The sequence below is a fragment of the Neorhizobium phenanthreniclasticum genome (assembly GCF_040066075.1).
GTDB classification, from domain to species: domain Bacteria; phylum Pseudomonadota; class Alphaproteobacteria; order Rhizobiales; family Rhizobiaceae; genus Neorhizobium; species Neorhizobium petrolearium.
On sequence record NZ_JBEAAL010000031.1, the window covers coordinates 1 to 16,544 of the forward strand.

Below are 16,544 nucleotides of genomic sequence, written 5' to 3' on the forward strand. Positions count from 1 at the left end.
CCTGATCTGTCAGACTATGTGCAATGATCTCCCCACTGTCGGCGTCAACAGCTAGATGCAGCTTTCGCCAGCTGCGTCGGGATTTTACGCCGTGTTTTTCTTCCAGCCATTGGCCAGCACCATAGATCTTCAATCCCGTGCTATCGATCAAGACGTGAACCGGCCCGTCCACCACGGATTGGCGGTCATTGCTTTTGCTCGATGGCTTCCAGGTTCTGGCCCTCCGGCTTAGCGTGGTGTGATCGGGCACGGGCAAACCCAATCGCATCATGTCAAGCACCGAACTCAGAAGCCCTTCGCTTTGTCGCAAACGCCGCCCAACACCATGCCCAGCATCAGAGCAGTTTCGATCGCCAGATCCGAATACAGAGGCTGACCACCGCGCGTTTTGCGACGTGGTGCTGCCCAGCCCGCCAACGCTTCCGGCGTTATCCAAAGGGTTAAACTGCCCCGGCGGCGAAGGCCCGCCTCATACTCCGCCCAGTTCGTTACCTTGAACTTCATCTTACCGATGTGATGGCGGCGGGCGGCCTTATGTTTGTGCGGCATGCTGGATCAATCTTGCTATCTTCGATCGCAGCCACATAGTTGCAAAACGTTGAAATTTGATCCCCGCACCAACGCCCCGATCCTCGCGATCGGCCTCGACGACGATTCCCACGGAACGCCTGCCGCGCTCGGTCGGCTACTGTCTTATTTTACGGCCAGTGCCTGGCGCCATTGGCATATCGCTCCCGAAGACATCGGCGTTGAGGCGATCGGACATTTCGCCTTTTTCCATGACCGCTTCAAGGACAGCCTGTGGCCCCTGGCGCTGACATGGCTTCGATCCGGCGAGATCCCGGCTGGTTCACCCGGCCGCCTTCTGACGCAAGCAACTCCCATGAAGGAGCACCAATGTTGACCATCAAGACTGGAGGCGTCAACGATCGACGGAATTGGGAGCGCTTGTGGGGAGAAAACTGCGCCGATTTCGGAGCCGAGGACATGGATGATGCTGTCGTTGACGGACTCTGGCTGCGGATAATCGATGACGCCTATCCAATGCAGGCTTGGCTGGCAGCCGGCGATGCGGGATCGGTTGGGCTGGCTCACACCATTCTTCACCCACACACATTCTCCCTGAAATCCGTCTGCTATCTTGAGGATCTTTGGGTTTCGCCTCGTGCGCGTGGTGCCGGAGTGGCTACAGCGCTGATTAGTCATCTGGAAAATCATGGGAAGCGCGAAGGATGGCGCCGCATCTATTGGGAAACGGACGCGCAGAATTCGCAAGCGCAACGCCTTTACGAACGAATTGCGTCCCGCCGCCAATCGATCATCTATCAAATCGACACGGCATCATGACGATGGCTGTCCGCTTCCACTCCGCCAGGAGGCACGATCTCATCGTTATTGCGTCGCTGGCCCTAGCCCCGGCGATTGGACTTGGCATCGCACGCTTCGCCTACGCACTGGTTTTACCCGACATGCGCGCCGATCTGGGATGGACCTATGCGGATGCGGGCTGGATGAACACCACCAATGCAGCGGGCTACTTGCTTGGCGCCCTGCTCGCGGCACGCTCAAGTGCGAGGTTCGGCGCATTCCGCGCGGTGGTCGCTGGGGCTTGGGCTTGCATCCTTGCCCTTCTGCTCTGCGCCTTCTTCCGCCATCCCTTGCCACTCAACGTCGCCCGCTTGCTCGCTGGTACCGGCGGTGGATTGACTTTCGTATCTGGGGGTGTGCTTGCGGTCAGGGTGGCGCAGCGCAATCCCGAGCGCTCTGCATTCATGCTCGGCCTTTTCTACGCCGGTCCAGGACTCGGAATCCTATTGTCTGGCATCGCCGTCCCCGCAATCCTTTACAGAAGCGGACCGGAGTCATGGGCAACTGCCTGGGCGGCGCTGGCCATCCTATCCGTGCCGCTGGCAATCGGCCTACTGGCAGCACGCGGCGAAAATATCGTGACCTCCTCCGTCGCGCGTGAGCAGCCGCGCTACAAGTCGATGCTTTGGCTTCTTCCCGGCTATGCCGTCTTCGGAGCAGGTTACATCGCCTACATGACGTTCATGATCGCCTGGGTGCAGAATAGCGGAGGAAGCGCGGGTTTTCAGGCGCTGTTCTGGTGTACGATTGGTCTGGCAACAATTGCATCGCCATGGCTCTATGCGGCCATTCTCAAGCGTTTTCGGCACGGCAACGCATTTGCGATCCTGACTGGCATTACAGCGATCGGCGCCGCCCTTCCTCTCCTGTCGGAAGGTGTCCCGCCGTTGCTGACATCGGCCGCCGTGTTCGGCAGCGCATTCTTCTCGGTTGTTGCATCCACGACAGCATTTGTCCGGCGCAATTACCGCCCTGAGCAATGGGCCGCCGCTATCGGCATGCTCACCATCTTCTTCGGAATTGGCCAGATGCTCGGGCCAATCGCGACTGGTTTCATCAATGACTTGATGGAGAACCTCGCAGGCGGTCTATGGACGTCGGCACTCCTGCTGTTCGTCGCCATGTTGCTCGCGAAGCTTCAACGCGATCAGAGCTTTGGGCCATAGGCCTGGAGCAAATCGCAGGTTTCGGATCGGCGACTTGCAATCGCCAGTCTCAGCCACGCGGGATTTCGGCACCGCGCCGCAATCTTTAGCAGAGATCGGATCTCCGAGCCGCTGCGGGAAGCTCAGACGAAGCCTCCATAGAGTCACACTTCGGACGTCTACCATGTCGACGCCAGTGAACGACCAGATCCAGCCCAAAATTCGGTTTTTTCCAGATCTCGGCGTGCCCCCACCACCACACCTGCGCAAAGCCCCGCTCCCTCCAACCAGGACGGGCAGGCCGCCACGAGGTTCCCAGAAACAAGGGGCGCCGATCATACCGTCTGTCCTAGGGTCCTCGTAAGCGCCGCAGACAGTCTGCCAACTCTTCGTCATGGGGCAAACCATTTCTTGATGATATTAAGCTGGCATGACTTCCAGAACTTCCAACTCTCTGATAGCAAGCCGCAACGTTCCTTGCGATTCCACAGGGCTCGCAACGTGCAGCGGATAACCGGTTTGCACGTCATAGGCCCACGTTGCGGTTACGGCCGGGCCGTTTTGAACGCTTTTCACGCTGGTGCCATACAAATCGGCGAGAAGCTTGGCGTAGCGGTCAAGCAAGCCTCTCGGACCCACCTCTATATGAGCGCTGTCTTGCAGAAATGCATGCGCCTGCGAGGCTGAAAATCCCCTCTTTTTCAAAACCCTGATAGCCGCAAGCCAATCTTCGTCGAGGCCGTCCCTACGAAAAGTCTTTTGAGCCCCGGCACTGGAAGCGCGACGGAGGGCCAAGGCTACCGCTGCAGAGATCTTCTGATAGCGATCTTCCAATTCATAGGGATAGGTGAAATGTACTATAGCATAACAACCGCATATCTCCACCCAGATACAATGGGAGGTTATATGCACATTTTCGTTATTCCACTGTTTTATCCTGCATTCACCTTTTGTAAGAACAGCACTCTCGTCATCGTAACGATATCGCCTGCCGGCGACACCGACCATCCGCTCCCGAACCAGTGTTTTGCAGTCGGGATAACGGTCCTGGATCAGATGCAAGTTTATTCCAATGCCGCGAATGGTCGCATTGCGGTCGACGCCTGCGCTTTGGAATTTGGCGCCGCCAGGGAGGGGCACATCAAATTCATATTTCGCGCCATTTCGGAAAAGTTCGACCGCGCTAACCCCATCGCACGCTGCTAATAATACGACGCCGGCAAAAAGCTGAATCAACAGCAATCGTAGGAGGAAGAAGGGCATGGATGCGGATTTTTCCGGTTATACTCTGTCTCCCAGAAGAGTAACGGCCTCGGCCGAACGGCACATGCCCCAAATGAGGCACGTGCTGCGCAAATGGTCTTTTCATGACGCGACACGCCGGATGAAACCTTGAAGCCAATCTTCAGTATTTGCCAACATAGGCTTTCAGCATGCCGTCGTCGCAGGCGGGAGCCTTTCGCAGCTTCACAATCATGGCCTGGCTTTTTGCCTTTTCGGCAGATGGCAGCGTCACCGTTTTTTCCGCCGCAGTCGTCATCGGCGCCATCGGCAAATCGCCTTTCGGTGTCCACAAGCAGAGGTCTCCATACTGACGGAAGTCCTTGTCCGTTACGGTCTTGCGGCAGAAGCGCTTCCATTTTTCCGTCATCATGCAGCCCATCCGCGAGTGATAGGTCATCTTGCATTTTCGGGCATAATCGACTTTCTTGTAGCAATCGGAAATTGAGCGGGCGACGTCCTGAGGCTTTACTGACTTCCCCCAGAAATCAAAGCCATTCTCCATATCGAATGCCAGGTCGGGTTGCCCGATAGTCTCATCGTTTCCGGTTTCCTCGAACGCCCACCTGGTCCCGGATTTCTTTTTCGCACCCCATATATGCGCGATGTAATCCACGCCCGCACGCCTTGGCATCCTGGGATCCGAAATGCCGTTGGCATGACTGTAGCCGAAGAAGCTCGTCTGGATGGTCAAGGCCATCCGGGGCGAAAAGCCGCGATCACGCAATATCCGAATCGCCGCCATCCAGTCGGCATCGAGCGCGGCAGAACCGTCCAATCGACCCTTGCTTGTCGATGCGCGGGCTGCCGTCTCCAACGGGCCGAGAACATGGTCCCTACTCGCCTCGAAATAACCACCAGAGACAGCCTTGTAGCGGAAATGTACCGCCGCGTAGCACCGACACATTTCAAGCCAGTAGTAATAGGAGGACATCATGTTGTCGTGCTCGCGACTGCCCAGGCTGATGACGCATTGGCGCGGCAGTATCAAGTTCTCGTAGACCTGCGTGTAGCCCTGCCTGAGGTAGTTGCGCTTCCTGCCTTCTATGAGCGTCCCGCATTCCGTCATCTCGTCCTGGATGAGTCGCAGCGTGCCGGAAATGTCAGGTAGATTGCCGAGACCCGCTATCGTGAACAGGCGATCGACCCCCTGCCTGGCAAAGGGAATACCGGACGGAGGCGGAATGTCGATGTCATAGCGCTTCTGGTTGCGCCAGAGATCGATCGCCTGGGCGTTCTGGGTGGCGAGCAGAGAGCCGACAAGCACGGCAACACATGATAATAGCTTCATTGATATCCGTTTTCCCCACAGTTCGTTTTGGCTCGTGATGACGGCTGCCCCACGGGACACGCCGCTCGCCCGGACAATCGCATGATTGCCGCGGCCGGTGTCGCATGACGTTCAGTTTTCTTCCTCGCCGCCCTCCCAGACGTCGATGCTGCTGCAGGCCATGCGGCCGGCCGGATTGTCGTTGCTCGCAACCTTCTTCTTGCCTGTCGGCTTCTTTGGCTTCTGTTGGTCGGCGCGGCTGGCTTTAGACAGATCGAAGGGCTCATAGGCTACCGCCACAGGTATCATCGGAATGTCTCCGAGCCCGTCTATCCGCCAGAGAGAGAGATCGCGGACGACCTTTGCGCGATCTTCGGGGCGGATCCAGCAGCCGACCCACCAGTGATAGCGCAGCGGTCGGCAATCACGTTCGGGATCGCCCTTCAGGAAGCACTTAGGCAGGTCACGTGCCCGGCTCTCCACGGAAGAGCGATCGACCTCACGACCGGAGATCGGATCGTAGTAATGCGGGAAATAGAATGCGAACTGGCTGAGAATCGTGGCGGGGCTTCTCCACGCCTTTTCGGAGACAGAGGCGCGCGGATCGTAGGCGGTATTGAAGACATTCGAGAGATAAAGCTGGAAAGCGCCATAGCCGGCATTGCCTTCATCGCCGTGGGACAGAGCTTCGACCAGATGACGCCTGTTGGTCGATGACATGCCGCGCTTCCTGAGGACCGCATCGGCGCGCTCGAGCGCAGCGTAGAACTTCGGAAGCTGCTTAAGCTCGTTGTTCGTGAGGTCTACGGTCGAGGTGGTCTGCCCAATGAAAGGCCTGTTCGTCCTTTTGTCCATCAGGGTACACAGTCCCTGTTGGAAACGACTGGGAACGCACTTCACGCCGCCTGTGCCTTGCCCGTTTGTCGCCGCTTCCGGCGCCGGCGCATCGGAAGACCGATGACGTCTCTTTTTCAGTGAGGCTATAATCGGAGCGGCGAGCTTGGCCATTGCGGCGGAGGAACTCTCCGCGTAGCGGAAATGGAGTGCTGCGAAACAGCTGCACACGTCGATCCAGAGATAGTGCGACGTCATCATCTGGCCGTCGAATGGGTTCTTGAGCGTCACCGAGCAGGCTAACTGGCTCAATGAACGATCCGAAGCGACCGTATATCCGTCCTTCCGGCGATTGCTTTGCCGCTCCTCGATCAGGTCAGCGCATGTGTCGTATCGGTCCTGAATAAGCCGCAGGTTGACATCGATCCCGTCTGCGGAAAACACCCTGTCGACGCCTGCCTCATGGAATTTGAGGCCGTCGGGCGTCTTCACATCGATCTCATAGCGCGTCGAATTGCGATACATATCGAGCGCTTGCGCACCGCTGTAACAGGCTCCGAAAAGGAGCGCGGTCAGACCAAGCAAGCAGATCAGGCCCGGATGTCTCATTTGTTCTTCCTTTCCGGGCCTTCTTCGTCAAGCCGGCGCAGAACCGATCCCGCGCCGCGCACTTGAGCCTGCTGCCCACCTCGTGGCGATGCCCTCGTTCAATCACCTCACATCGAATGTCACCGCATTCAGCGCGCTGTCGCCGGCGGGGCGCGCGGCCTTTTCCGCTGCCTCGATGATCAGGCCGCGCTTCAGCGGCTGGAAATGCTCGCGGGCAAACTTGAGCGCCTGGTGTGCCGAAAGCCGGTCGGCGCCAAGTCCCCCCTCCTTGCAAAACGCGAGCATGGTCTCGCCAAGCCCCGGTTCGTCGAAGCGCAATTGCAGGCCCGACCCCGGATAGGGGATCTGCCGTCTTTCGCCGGCCTCCAGGAATACAGGCCCGAGAACGCCAGCCGGCAGTTCCTCGATGTTCTTGTTGACCTCCACGTAAAGGATCTGCAGCTCGCAGCGCCTGTTGGCGCTGACGGTGAAAGTCAGGAGATCGTTCACATGAACCTTCACCTCGGGAACGGACAGTTCCAGCCTCAGGGCGCCGGATGCCTTAGCGGGCGCCTGCATCGGCCGGTAGGCTTCGGTCGCGGCAGGCGTAAAGGGTGCGGACGCCTTCTTGGTGATGGCGGCAAAGGCCTGCTCAACCAGATCGTCGTCGCTGCCGGCGGTGGCGACGTCGTCATGGACGAACGCCACCTCATGCGCTTGCAGCGGCGCAACATCGGTGAGGCGCGGCAGCAGCGCCGCCCAGTATTCCTCGTATTGCTCGCGCGTCAGGAGCAGCCCGCCGTCAAACTTGGAGAGCCAGTCGGCGACAACCTGGTAGAGAACCGGATCGCCGAGCGAGATCGCCCGCTCGCGGAAGGTTTGGGGATCCAGCCCGAATTCACGCGACACCATGTCGAGATCGAGATTGTCGAAGAAGCGGTCGGCCATAAAGGTGACGATCTCGCCGCCACCGGCAGAGGTGGGCGCCTGCAGGCTGACCGGACGCCCCGCCGCGCTCGGCTGCACGGCGTCGAGCGCCGTAAGTGCCGTGATGAAGCGGTCTGAATCCTGCTTGTAGCGCGCGTCGATGGTGGCCTGGTCGGGATAGAGCTGCAGCAGGATGTCCCGCTGGTCCCGGTCGAACAGCGTGCTGGTCTCGACAAACCGGCGCACCTCGTCGCGCTTGCTGATGATGCCGTTCTCGTGGCAATCGAAGCACGAACGCGCATTGACGATGTCCACCCCCTTGCCGATCTCCTTCTTGCGGAAGGACACGATCGAGGTCGGCCCGACGAGCAACCGGTCACCGGCCGCGGTCGACAGGTAATAGCCCTGCATGCCGTTGGCGAGGCTGAAGATCATCTCGCCGCCGTCATGCTCGAAGGCCTTGGTCCTCGAAGGCGTCGGGCTGATCCAGGCCGGTCCGTCGGGATGGGCAAGCAGTGACTGGCGCTCGCTGCTGCCGGCAAAATCGTAGGATTTCCAGTAGTAGCCGCCAGCCCCCAATTCGTGTCGCTCAAGCATGCGGTTGTGGTCGGACACGCCGGAGGCTCCGGCCGAGAAGCCGGCGCGTTCCACCCGCATGCTGCGGATATTGTGGTCGGCATTGATGCCCAGCCGGCTCTCGAGGTCGGCGATCTGCGGCGGCAGCCGCAGCAGCATGTCGTAATACGGCGCCTCCGAGGCGAAACGGACGAACCAGTCGGCCCGCATGATCGGCACCAGGTCGTCGGCGCTGGTGGCGATCGCCTTCAGCAACGGATCGGTCTGCGGATCGACAGCATAGGGATAGCGGCGAGCCAGCCGCGCCCAGGCGTCTGCGGTGAAGCCGGCGGCCTCCGCTCCACGTGTATAGACCCCGCGGGTCAGCGCCTGCCAGTCCTCGCCGGTCCAGCCGTAGTTCCTGATATCGATGCGCACCAATGCGCCGTCGGTGCCGGCAACTGGCTCCACCTTGGAAAGCGACTGCGCCCGCGAGACAGAGTTGACGAACTTGTTGAGCGCGGCGTGGAACGCGTGCACGGGATTGGCATTGTCGATGTCGGCGCAATCGACTGGCGGCAGCGGGAATTCCGCTAGCGAGAAATATCGGGTGAAGACGCGGTCCGCCTCGCGCAGGCCGTTCATGTCCTGCAGAGCCGCCAGGTGCAGCTCCGCGGGCGGCCCACCGATGAAGCGCGGCAGGATAGCAGCGGCTTGAGGCTCGCTCCGTGTGGGCGCGGCGGCAGCCGCTTCGGCCGGCCTGTCCTGGCCGAGCTGACGGATCCAGTCGGCCAGCGTCGTCAGTTCCTCAGGAGTCATCTTCTGGCCGATCGGCATGCGGTTGCCAGCAATCGATTCGTAAAGGCGCGAGGCATCGGGATCGCCGGGCACCACGACGTCGCCGTCACGCGCCATGTCGGCGAGATCACCGGTCAGAAAGCTCTTCTGGTAGGTTGTCCCGGGTCCGTGGCAGCTGCGGCAGTGCTTGTCGATGACACTGTCGGCACGCGAGGCCAGTTCCGGATCGACAGCGGTGGAGAGCTTTGCCGCCGGCCTGACGGCTGAGGCCGCAGCCGATGCCGTTTCGGCGGAACAGAAGGCGGCGATGCGCTGCTGGAGGTCACCAGAGCCCGCCGCTCCCTGTCCTGTCGCATCCGAGCCCGCCGCTGGCTGGGCATCGGCGACGACGACCGGCACTGCCGCGGCCTTGTCCGTAATCGTCGCGACATCGACGAATTTGCCTGACAGATAGGCATAGATGGCCGCCCGGTCGTCCAGGGAGAGTTGTGCCGTTTCGGCGGCGATCCGCCGCATCGAGGCGCGTGCCATCGGCGAACCACTCAGCTTGTGCGCTTCGGCGAGAACGCCGACGATGAATTCCTGCGGCTCGTATTCGGCAAGCCGCGCCGCCGAGATATCAGGGGCATAGTCGCCGAATATGCCGGTCTCGCCCTCAAACGGACGGGCCTCGTCGAATTCGTGCGACAGGCCGAAACCCGCCTTGCGCGGCGTATGACACTGGGCGCAGTGGCCAGCGCCCTCGACAAGATACTGGCCGCGCGCCATCTGCGCGTTCTGCTGTGGTGGCGGCAGCGCTACGCTTTCCGTCGACCAGAGCTTCAGCAGGCGCGCATTGAGGAAATTCACCTCATGCGGCCGCGAACCGGCATCGCTTTTCGGCAGCGTGGCGATATAACCCCTGATGTCGAGCACGTCCTCCGGCTTCATTCTGGAATAGAAGGCATAAGGAAAGGCGACGCCGTAATAGCTGTCGCCTTCCGGCGAGGTACCGTGGATGACGGCATTCAGATAATCGCTGTTGCTCCAGCCGCCGACCCCCGCCTCGCTGTCCTCGGTGATATTGGGCGCATAGAGATTGCCGAATTTCGTCTCGATCCGCATGCCGCCGCCGAGGATGGTCGGATCGCCGTCCACGCCGTGGCAGCTGGCGCAGGACGAGGCATGAAACAGCGTTTCACCGTTGGCGAGATCCGGTTCGTAGTCGTTGAACTGGCCAGCCGCAAACAGATCCGCCGCGAGAGTTGGCACGGCTGCGCAAAGCATCGTAGCCAGGGCGGCACCAAATATGGTGGCATGACGGTTCGATCGCTTCATCAGTCGTTTCCTCGTTTCAACGGAACTCGAATTTTTCGAAATGGATGCCCTGCGGTTGCTCTCCCAGCCGGCGCAGGTCGCGCGTGATGGCCTGGCGCAGCAGTGCCGGCCCGCAAAAACAGACGTCAGATCCCCGGATCGGAAAGGGCACCGCCTTCAATAGCGCTTCGGCATTCATGCGTCCGTCTCGCTTGCTGGCATGAACATGATAGGTGAAACCCTCGGCGCGTTCGGAAATCGCTTGCAGCCGCTCCTGCCCCACGGCATCTTCCGGTGTCGGCACGCAATGGATCAGCGCGATGGACTTGCCGTTGCCATCGCCAAGGCTTTCGGCCCAGGCAAGAAACGGCGTGATGCCGATCCCGCCGGCAAGCCAGACCTGCCTCTCTCCGAAGCGGTTGAGATCGAAACAGCCATAGCCGCCCTCGACCATGGCGCGGTCACCGACCGCGACGGTATCGCGCAGCCTGCGGGTAAAATCGCCCGCCGGGCCGATCGAAAACTGCAGGCTGCCATCCTCGCCGATGGCTGACACGGTGAAGGGATGCGGCTCGCGCAGCCCGCCGCGACGGATCGAGAGGAAGGCGAATCCACCGGGCCTCACCCTGATGCCGCGGCCGACCGGCCTCAGGCCGATCACCGTGGCGCGCGGCAGTTTCTCGACCGAGACGACCTCGTAGCGCCGCCGGCGCAGCCAGGCGAGCACCTGCGTGAAGACGAAGCTGACGACGCCGATAAAAGCCATCAGCGTCAGATAGCTGGAGATCATCGCATTGGCGCTGAACGGCACCTTGACGAAGAACTGGTGGAAAGCGATCGCCATGAAAGCCACGCCCAGCAGGCGATGGCTGACACGCCAGAACTGGTAAGGAATTTCGAAGGGCAGTCTGGGCAGCCGCTTCAGCGCGCTGATGACGAGCAGCGTGGCAAGCACCGGGAAGGTGTAGCTGGCGACATCGACCGAGAGCTTGGCGAGTTCATTGCCGGCGATCAGTCCGTCGAGGCGCATGCCGACATATTTGTGCGGCAGGATCAGCAGGAAGACCGAGATGCCGATCCACTTATGTGCGAAATAGATCCGGTCGAGCCCGCCGATCAGCCGCTCCAGCCCGCGCGGCCGTGCAGCGAGAAACAGGTTCACCGCCATCAGGCAGAAGGCAATGACGCCGCACGAAAGCGCAAGGAAGTTGCGCGCGTCGAGATGCCCCGCCGCCTCGAACAGCAGGAACAACGGCAGGACTGCTCCCAGCAGCAGCAGGATGGCGTGGGCGAGCACCGGCCGGGTCATCCGGGGCGCCCTCCGATGGCGCTCCGGCGACAGCGCGCGCAGAGGGGGCGGTCCGCCGTCATCAATATGCACCGAGATTGATGACTTCGACGCGACGGTTCTCGTCGGCATCGGGATGGTGCGGGTTCTTCAGCCGCTCTTCGCCGTAGCCGATCGCGATCAGCCTGTGCCCGTCGATCGGAAAATGATCGATCAGATAGTCGCGCACGGCAGCGGCACGCTCTTCCGACAGGTCCAGATTATAGGCATCGCCGCCCGCCGCATCGGTATGCCCGTTGAGGACGACGCGCGATTGCACGAGCGCCGGATGATTGAGCGCCGTGCCGAGCTTGACCAGGTCAGGGATCGAATCCTCGTCGATGCGCGCGGAATCATAGGCAAAATGGATCTCGAGATTGATCTTCGGCAGGTCCTTCTCGGCAACGATCTCATCGAGTTTCGCCTTGGCCTCGACCTTCAGCCCGCGGGCCGGCAGCGAGCGCAGGAAGTCCCTGTCCTCCGCATCCATGGAAGGCGTCGCCGGGGCAGGCTTGCCGATCACCAGCGAGCGAGTGTTGGCTTTCGGTTTGCGCGCCAGCCCCTCGATCATCTGGTCGGCCGAAAGCGACTGCGCCGCGGCAAAGCCGGGACCAAACGCAACGCCAGCGACCGCGGCAAGCGTAATGATCCGCGCCGATCCCAACGCGCCAGTCTTCCCCTTCATCGTTCTCTCCATGGCTACACCCGTGGTCAATTCAGATCGTAATGGGGAATGGTTTCCAGCAGCGACAGACGGTCGAGCGTCTCCAGCGTGGCGCCGTTCAGCGCCAGTCCCTCGGCCTTCTGGAATTCCTCCAGGGCGCGCTTGGAGCCCGAGCCGAAGTCACCGTCGATCTTGCCGTTGTAATAGCCGGCGGTCTTGAGCGCGCTCTGCAGGCGCTCGAATTCCTTCTGATGGAAAAGCACCGAAAAGTCCTGGTTGCGAAGCGCCACCTTCGACAGCCGGTAGCCAAGCCCGGCCGCGTGCTTCAGCAGGCGCACGCCCTCGACGAAGTCCTGGCCGGTGCCCTGTCCGTTGATATACATGACGCCGAGCGTGCTGTAGGCCGGCACATAGCCGAGATCGGAGGAGCGGCGATAATATTCGACGGCTCTGCCGTATTCGCTTGCCGCATCATAGGCGCGACCGAGATTGTGCAAAAAGCGCGGATGCTCGGGTTCGGCTTCCAGGGCCTCCTGGCAGGCGGCGATGGCGCGCGCAGGCTTGATGGAATCGAATTCGACGCCTGGAATGCCCACCTGGTTATAGGGCGCGATGGCAAAATAATCGCAATCCGACGGCTGCGGACGGGAGAAATAGACCTCGTCCGTCAGCCGCACGATATATTCCGGGCGTTGCAGGCCCGCTGTTTCCCGCATCACGTTGGCCGCCGCCGTCCTGAACATCTGGCCGACTTCTATTCCGGGGCGCACGAGCTGTTCGGAAAGGGCTGCGGTATAGGGACTGTTGGCGCCCTCGCCATCGGTGGCCGTGGTGCCGGCAGCAGCGGAAAAGGCGATGATCGAACCGTAGGTATTGAAGCCTTCGTGCTCCTCGACATGCGTCACTGCATCGGCCTCAACCACTGCAAGGCCTCGACCGATGCGGTCTTCCCCGTCCCCCCGGAGCGCATCCTCGAACGGATTGTTGCGGCAGGCATCCAGCACCACGATCTTGGTCTTGGCCAACCTGTCCATGTCGTTGACGATCGAACTGAGGCTGATCAGCTGCGGCCCGATATCTTTTATCGTCGTCAAGGCGGCATCGGTCGGCACCAGATAGTTCGTGCTGTCGACCTGGATCGCATGGCCGGCATAAAAGAACACTGCGATATCGGCGCCGTCGAGCTTCTGCACGAACTCGACCATGGCGGCCTGCAACTGCGCACGGTCAGGATCATTGACCGCGATCACGTCAAAACGTAGTCCGGACAGGGCCTTACCGATGATGCCGGCATCATTGACCGGGTTGGCCAGCGCCGGCACGTTGACGTAATCGGAAATACCAATCACCAGGGCGACACGCTTGCCTGCATCCTGGAACAGGTTGGTCTGGGCTTTCGCCCCGGCCGGCAAAAGGGCAAGGAACAATGCCAGCAATGCCGCAACCGCCGGCATCGAAAATGCGCTGATGCGCCCTGCGGGAACCTGCAGTTTGTTCAAGACCCCTCCCTCACTTCAACAGCCGTGCGGGGATGGGCGTCCCGTCCCGTTGAAGGGTCTCCCGCCAGTCCTTGTCGTTGCAATATTCGACGTCCTGCTTGGCCGCGAGTTTCTGCGTCGGCAGCTGCACGGTCTTTTCCATGCTGTCGCCGACACCGACCAGCATCGGCAGATCACCTCGAGGTTCCCACCAGCACAGGTCACCAAACTTGGCGTAGCTCTGGCCGTCTTGCCCCTGCCCTTCATAGGTGCAGGCATATTTCCAGCCTTCGGTCATCCGGCACCCCATCTCCTGATGAAAATTCACCTGACAATCGCGCCAGTATTTTCCATTCTGGTAGCAGGTGGAAACATGCGACGCGAAATCCTGCGGACTTGCCTTGTAGAGCGGATACCCGGTCTCCACGTCGAACCCCCAGTCGGGCGTCGCCACGTCACGCGCCTTCAGCGCGCTCACACTCACTCCATAAAGATCGGCAATGATCTCAGCGTAACGGTCGCTCAGCTGTCGCGAACCAACCAGGATGTCGACGCTGTCATCAAGGATCTTGAACACCAGTTCCGCGCGGAAACCCCGTTCCTTGAAGATCTGGAAGGCTTCGACCCAGTCCTTGTTGATCTCGAGGTCAACGTTCAGCCGTTCGAGCGGGATAGGCTTGTCGGGCGAATAGCGCAAAGCCAGGCGCAGCGGCGTCAAGTCGGGTATATCCTCGGCGCCCTGCTTAACCGCCAGATGATAGGCGACATAGCAGTCGCACATATCGAGCCAGATATACCGCGAATCGATGAAGCTGTAGTCTCCGCCGCCATTGTTGCCGAGACTGAGCATGCATTCCTTCTTCGACCCACCCTTGATGGCGTCGGAGATATAGCCACGGTGATACCAGGCGGAATCGCGTTCGGAGACCAGCTGGTTGCAATCGGCAAAGTCGTCCTGGATGAGCCGCATGCTGATATCGACACCCTTCACATGTGCCTTGCGGTCGATGCCTTTGCCGGTGAACGTGGCGCCATCAGGCAGCGGCGTGAAAATGTCGTAGACCTTGCCGTTGCGCTCCAGCTCAACCGCAAGGCCGTCGCCCGTCAATGTAGTCCAGGCTGCAAAACCGAAGAAGAACGCACCGAGAAGAAACCGCATACTCTTCCCTTGCGGGCTGGCCGTCATTCCTTACCTCATAAATCGACACTTGCCTCAATAAGTTATTTCGGTTTTCATGAAATCCGCTTTACCCATTTGGGGGGTCTGTCGCAAAATTTTGAAGGGGCGCAGAAACGGCTTTCGCTGGGCACGGTTGTGCAGAGAGCGTGGCAGATTGCTGAAATGCCGATTGTCCACTGGTTGGATTGCTGGTTGCGGATCATATGCGCCACTTCGATGCCATCCAATGTTACTGACGCGGATCGGAGGGATTTGAAGCTTTCCGAATTTGTCGACAGCGCGGTAGAAATAAGTCCACTTGCCTTTGACTTGAAATAGGTCTCGCCCATTCGCCAGGGATTGCTGGTCGTGGATTTTCGTCGATGAGCGCGGCCGGCAATCAAGGACGAATAGTTTAACAACCCCTCTGTTCACAGCGGCGTGGTCAGCGGCAACGCCGCGCTCAGCCATAATCCCTTCCAGATCACGATAGGCCACGGCGTATCTGACGTAGAAAAACACCGCATACAGGACCACGTCTTTCGGGTAGTGGCTGCCTTTGAAATCGACCGTGATCGGGATCAGCAATACCTGCTCGTCTTCAACCCAGATCTATAGCACGACCATACAGGTTGCAATTCCACCGAAAGGTTTGCGACAATCCCCGTCATTCTCGTGTCCGGCGGATGTCTTTGCGACTTGCGCCCATGTTTCGATAACGCTCGAAGGCGCGGAAAAGCTTCTTCTGTGTCTGCAGACCCATTTTTGCTAACGCCGACTTCAGTTGCTGCTGAACCGTCGAAAGACCGACATGCCTTGTTCTTGCATGCTCGGACAGGGATACGGAATTGAGCGAGGCATGCACCGCCGATGCCTCTGCGGAGGTAATACCGTAGGGCGCACAGAACGCGAGGACATCTTCGAACTTGATATCGAACGGATGATTTAACTCCACGATTGAAATCGCTTCGTATCCGGAAGCGCGAAGGGCTCCATCCCGGTAGCGGGGGAATACATCGTGCACAGAGACCATATAGGCTGTCCCGAGATCGGGCAGTTGCAGAAGCATCGCTTGGCTACGGTCCCTAGCTTGGTCCTCCACCGCCGCGAGTCTCCGATCGAGGGTGCTGTCTCGGCAGCGCAACCGCCCGCCGCTTATCGAGAACAGCCCCTGCTCGATCAGGCGCTGCGCAGCGTCGTTCACGTGCACGACAGTGCCTGACCTCGTCAAAACGAGGCCATTGGCGAGGAGATCCAGCGATCCGCGGGAGTGATCGCGAGAGAGTTTCAGTTCATTGTGCAGGGCAGTGATCTGGAAAGCACCGAGGAGGTGCCGCGACAGCATCCCCAGCATGCTTCTCTGGCGGTTATCGAACTCCAACGAAGGAGAGGCAGTGGAAATGCCGAACCATCCGATATGCCCGTCAATACAGAGGTTGGCGCCGCTGATGTTGTACACTTCATGGCGAGGCAGAAGTTCCTGATGTATGGGACTGGACCGGGACTCGCTGGCGGATACGTATTCTCGTTCGTCGGCGAACACCCCGAGGGGACGTGCCATGACGCGCGGTACCCGGAAGTCTTCGGCAGCGTACTCCTTTAAATACTCTTGAGCGAACCCGCTTTCGTCCCTCGAGAAGAGGCTGAGAATCTCGGATTCGGAATTCATCTGACTCAATAGCAGATGAACCGCGTGACCTCCTGCGATAGCAGCAACGTCTCGGGCCACCGATGTCCAATATTCCGGTTCGCGAGCGGCGTTGTAAATCTCATGAATAACTGAATCCAATCTATCCATAAACGCTCGCTTTATTCATTTCACGCCTCAGGCGAATACATCCCGTCCAACAACCC

The 16,544-nt window shown here is 60.0% G+C and carries 13 protein-coding genes and 2 pseudogenes; 3 read left to right on the forward strand and 12 right to left on the reverse strand.

Going from position 1 to position 16,544, the window contains the following annotated elements:
- A partial coding sequence (locus ABK249_RS33955; protein WP_415926492.1) for a transposase occupies positions 1-175 on the reverse strand: 175 nt, incomplete at its 3' end.
- Positions 176-178: 3 nt separating this feature from the next.
- A pseudogene (locus ABK249_RS28215) lies at positions 179-549 on the reverse strand (transposase); the annotation flags it as partial.
- Here ABK249_RS28215 and ABK249_RS28220 point away from each other — a divergent pair.
- From ABK249_RS28220 to ABK249_RS28230, 3 genes are read left to right on the forward strand one after another with little or no spacing between them, the layout of a single operon-like run.
- Entirely contained in the window at positions 548-904 is a 357-nt protein-coding gene (locus tag ABK249_RS28220) for a hypothetical protein (RefSeq protein ID WP_348864653.1), read from the forward strand. The pseudogene ABK249_RS28215 and the gene ABK249_RS28220 overlap by 2 nt on opposite strands.
- The gene (locus tag ABK249_RS28225; RefSeq protein WP_348864654.1) at positions 898-1,347 is read left to right on the forward strand and encodes a GNAT family N-acetyltransferase; all 450 of its coding nucleotides are present in this window, start codon (positions 898-900) and stop codon (positions 1,345-1,347) included. Before ABK249_RS28220 ends, ABK249_RS28225 begins: the two co-directional genes overlap by 7 nt.
- Positions 1,233-2,534, forward strand: a complete 1,302-nt coding sequence (locus ABK249_RS28230; RefSeq protein ID WP_227705623.1) for a YbfB/YjiJ family MFS transporter — start codon at positions 1,233-1,235, stop codon at positions 2,532-2,534. The genes ABK249_RS28225 and ABK249_RS28230 overlap by 115 nt, the downstream gene beginning before the upstream one ends.
- A gap of 399 nt (positions 2,535-2,933) precedes the next feature.
- Here the strand turns inward: ABK249_RS28230 and ABK249_RS28235 are convergent, their stop codons facing one another.
- The 10 genes and pseudogenes from ABK249_RS28235 to ABK249_RS28280 form a co-directional block, all read right to left on the reverse strand.
- Positions 2,934-3,776, reverse strand: coding sequence for a hypothetical protein (locus tag ABK249_RS28235; RefSeq protein ID WP_227705622.1), 843 nt, complete (start codon positions 3,774-3,776; stop codon positions 2,934-2,936).
- A 142-nt stretch (positions 3,777-3,918) separates the two neighbouring features.
- The gene (locus ABK249_RS28240; protein ID WP_227705621.1) at positions 3,919-5,085 is read right to left on the reverse strand and encodes a hypothetical protein; all 1,167 of its coding nucleotides are present in this window, start codon (positions 5,083-5,085) and stop codon (positions 3,919-3,921) included.
- Positions 5,086-5,196: 111 nt separating this feature from the next.
- Positions 5,197-6,507, reverse strand: a complete 1,311-nt coding sequence (locus ABK249_RS28245; protein ID WP_227705620.1) for a hypothetical protein — start codon at positions 6,505-6,507, stop codon at positions 5,197-5,199.
- 102 nt (positions 6,508-6,609) lie between these two features.
- On the reverse strand, positions 6,610-10,083 hold the full coding sequence (locus tag ABK249_RS28250) for a c-type cytochrome (RefSeq protein ID WP_227705619.1): 3,474 nt from the start codon (positions 10,081-10,083) through the stop codon (positions 6,610-6,612).
- Positions 10,084-10,099: 16 nt separating this feature from the next.
- A complete protein-coding gene (locus ABK249_RS28255) occupies positions 10,100-11,371 on the reverse strand; it encodes a ferredoxin reductase family protein (protein ID WP_227705618.1) in 1,272 nt (423 codons plus the stop codon).
- A gap of 61 nt (positions 11,372-11,432) precedes the next feature.
- Entirely contained in the window at positions 11,433-12,074 is a 642-nt protein-coding gene (locus ABK249_RS28260) for an OmpA family protein (RefSeq protein ID WP_227705617.1), read from the reverse strand.
- A gap of 26 nt (positions 12,075-12,100) precedes the next feature.
- A complete protein-coding gene (locus ABK249_RS28265) occupies positions 12,101-13,552 on the reverse strand; it encodes a caspase family protein (RefSeq protein ID WP_052182645.1) in 1,452 nt (483 codons plus the stop codon).
- A gap of 10 nt (positions 13,553-13,562) precedes the next feature.
- Positions 13,563-14,690, reverse strand: coding sequence for a hypothetical protein (locus ABK249_RS28270; protein ID WP_227705616.1), 1,128 nt, complete (start codon positions 14,688-14,690; stop codon positions 13,563-13,565).
- Positions 14,691-14,969: 279 nt separating this feature from the next.
- A pseudogene (locus ABK249_RS28275) lies at positions 14,970-15,266 on the reverse strand (DDE-type integrase/transposase/recombinase); the annotation flags it as partial.
- Between the two features lie 91 nt (positions 15,267-15,357).
- On the reverse strand, positions 15,358-16,488 hold the full coding sequence (locus ABK249_RS28280; RefSeq protein WP_037146388.1) for a helix-turn-helix transcriptional regulator: 1,131 nt from the start codon (positions 16,486-16,488) through the stop codon (positions 15,358-15,360).
- Positions 16,489-16,544: the final 56 nt, after the last annotated feature.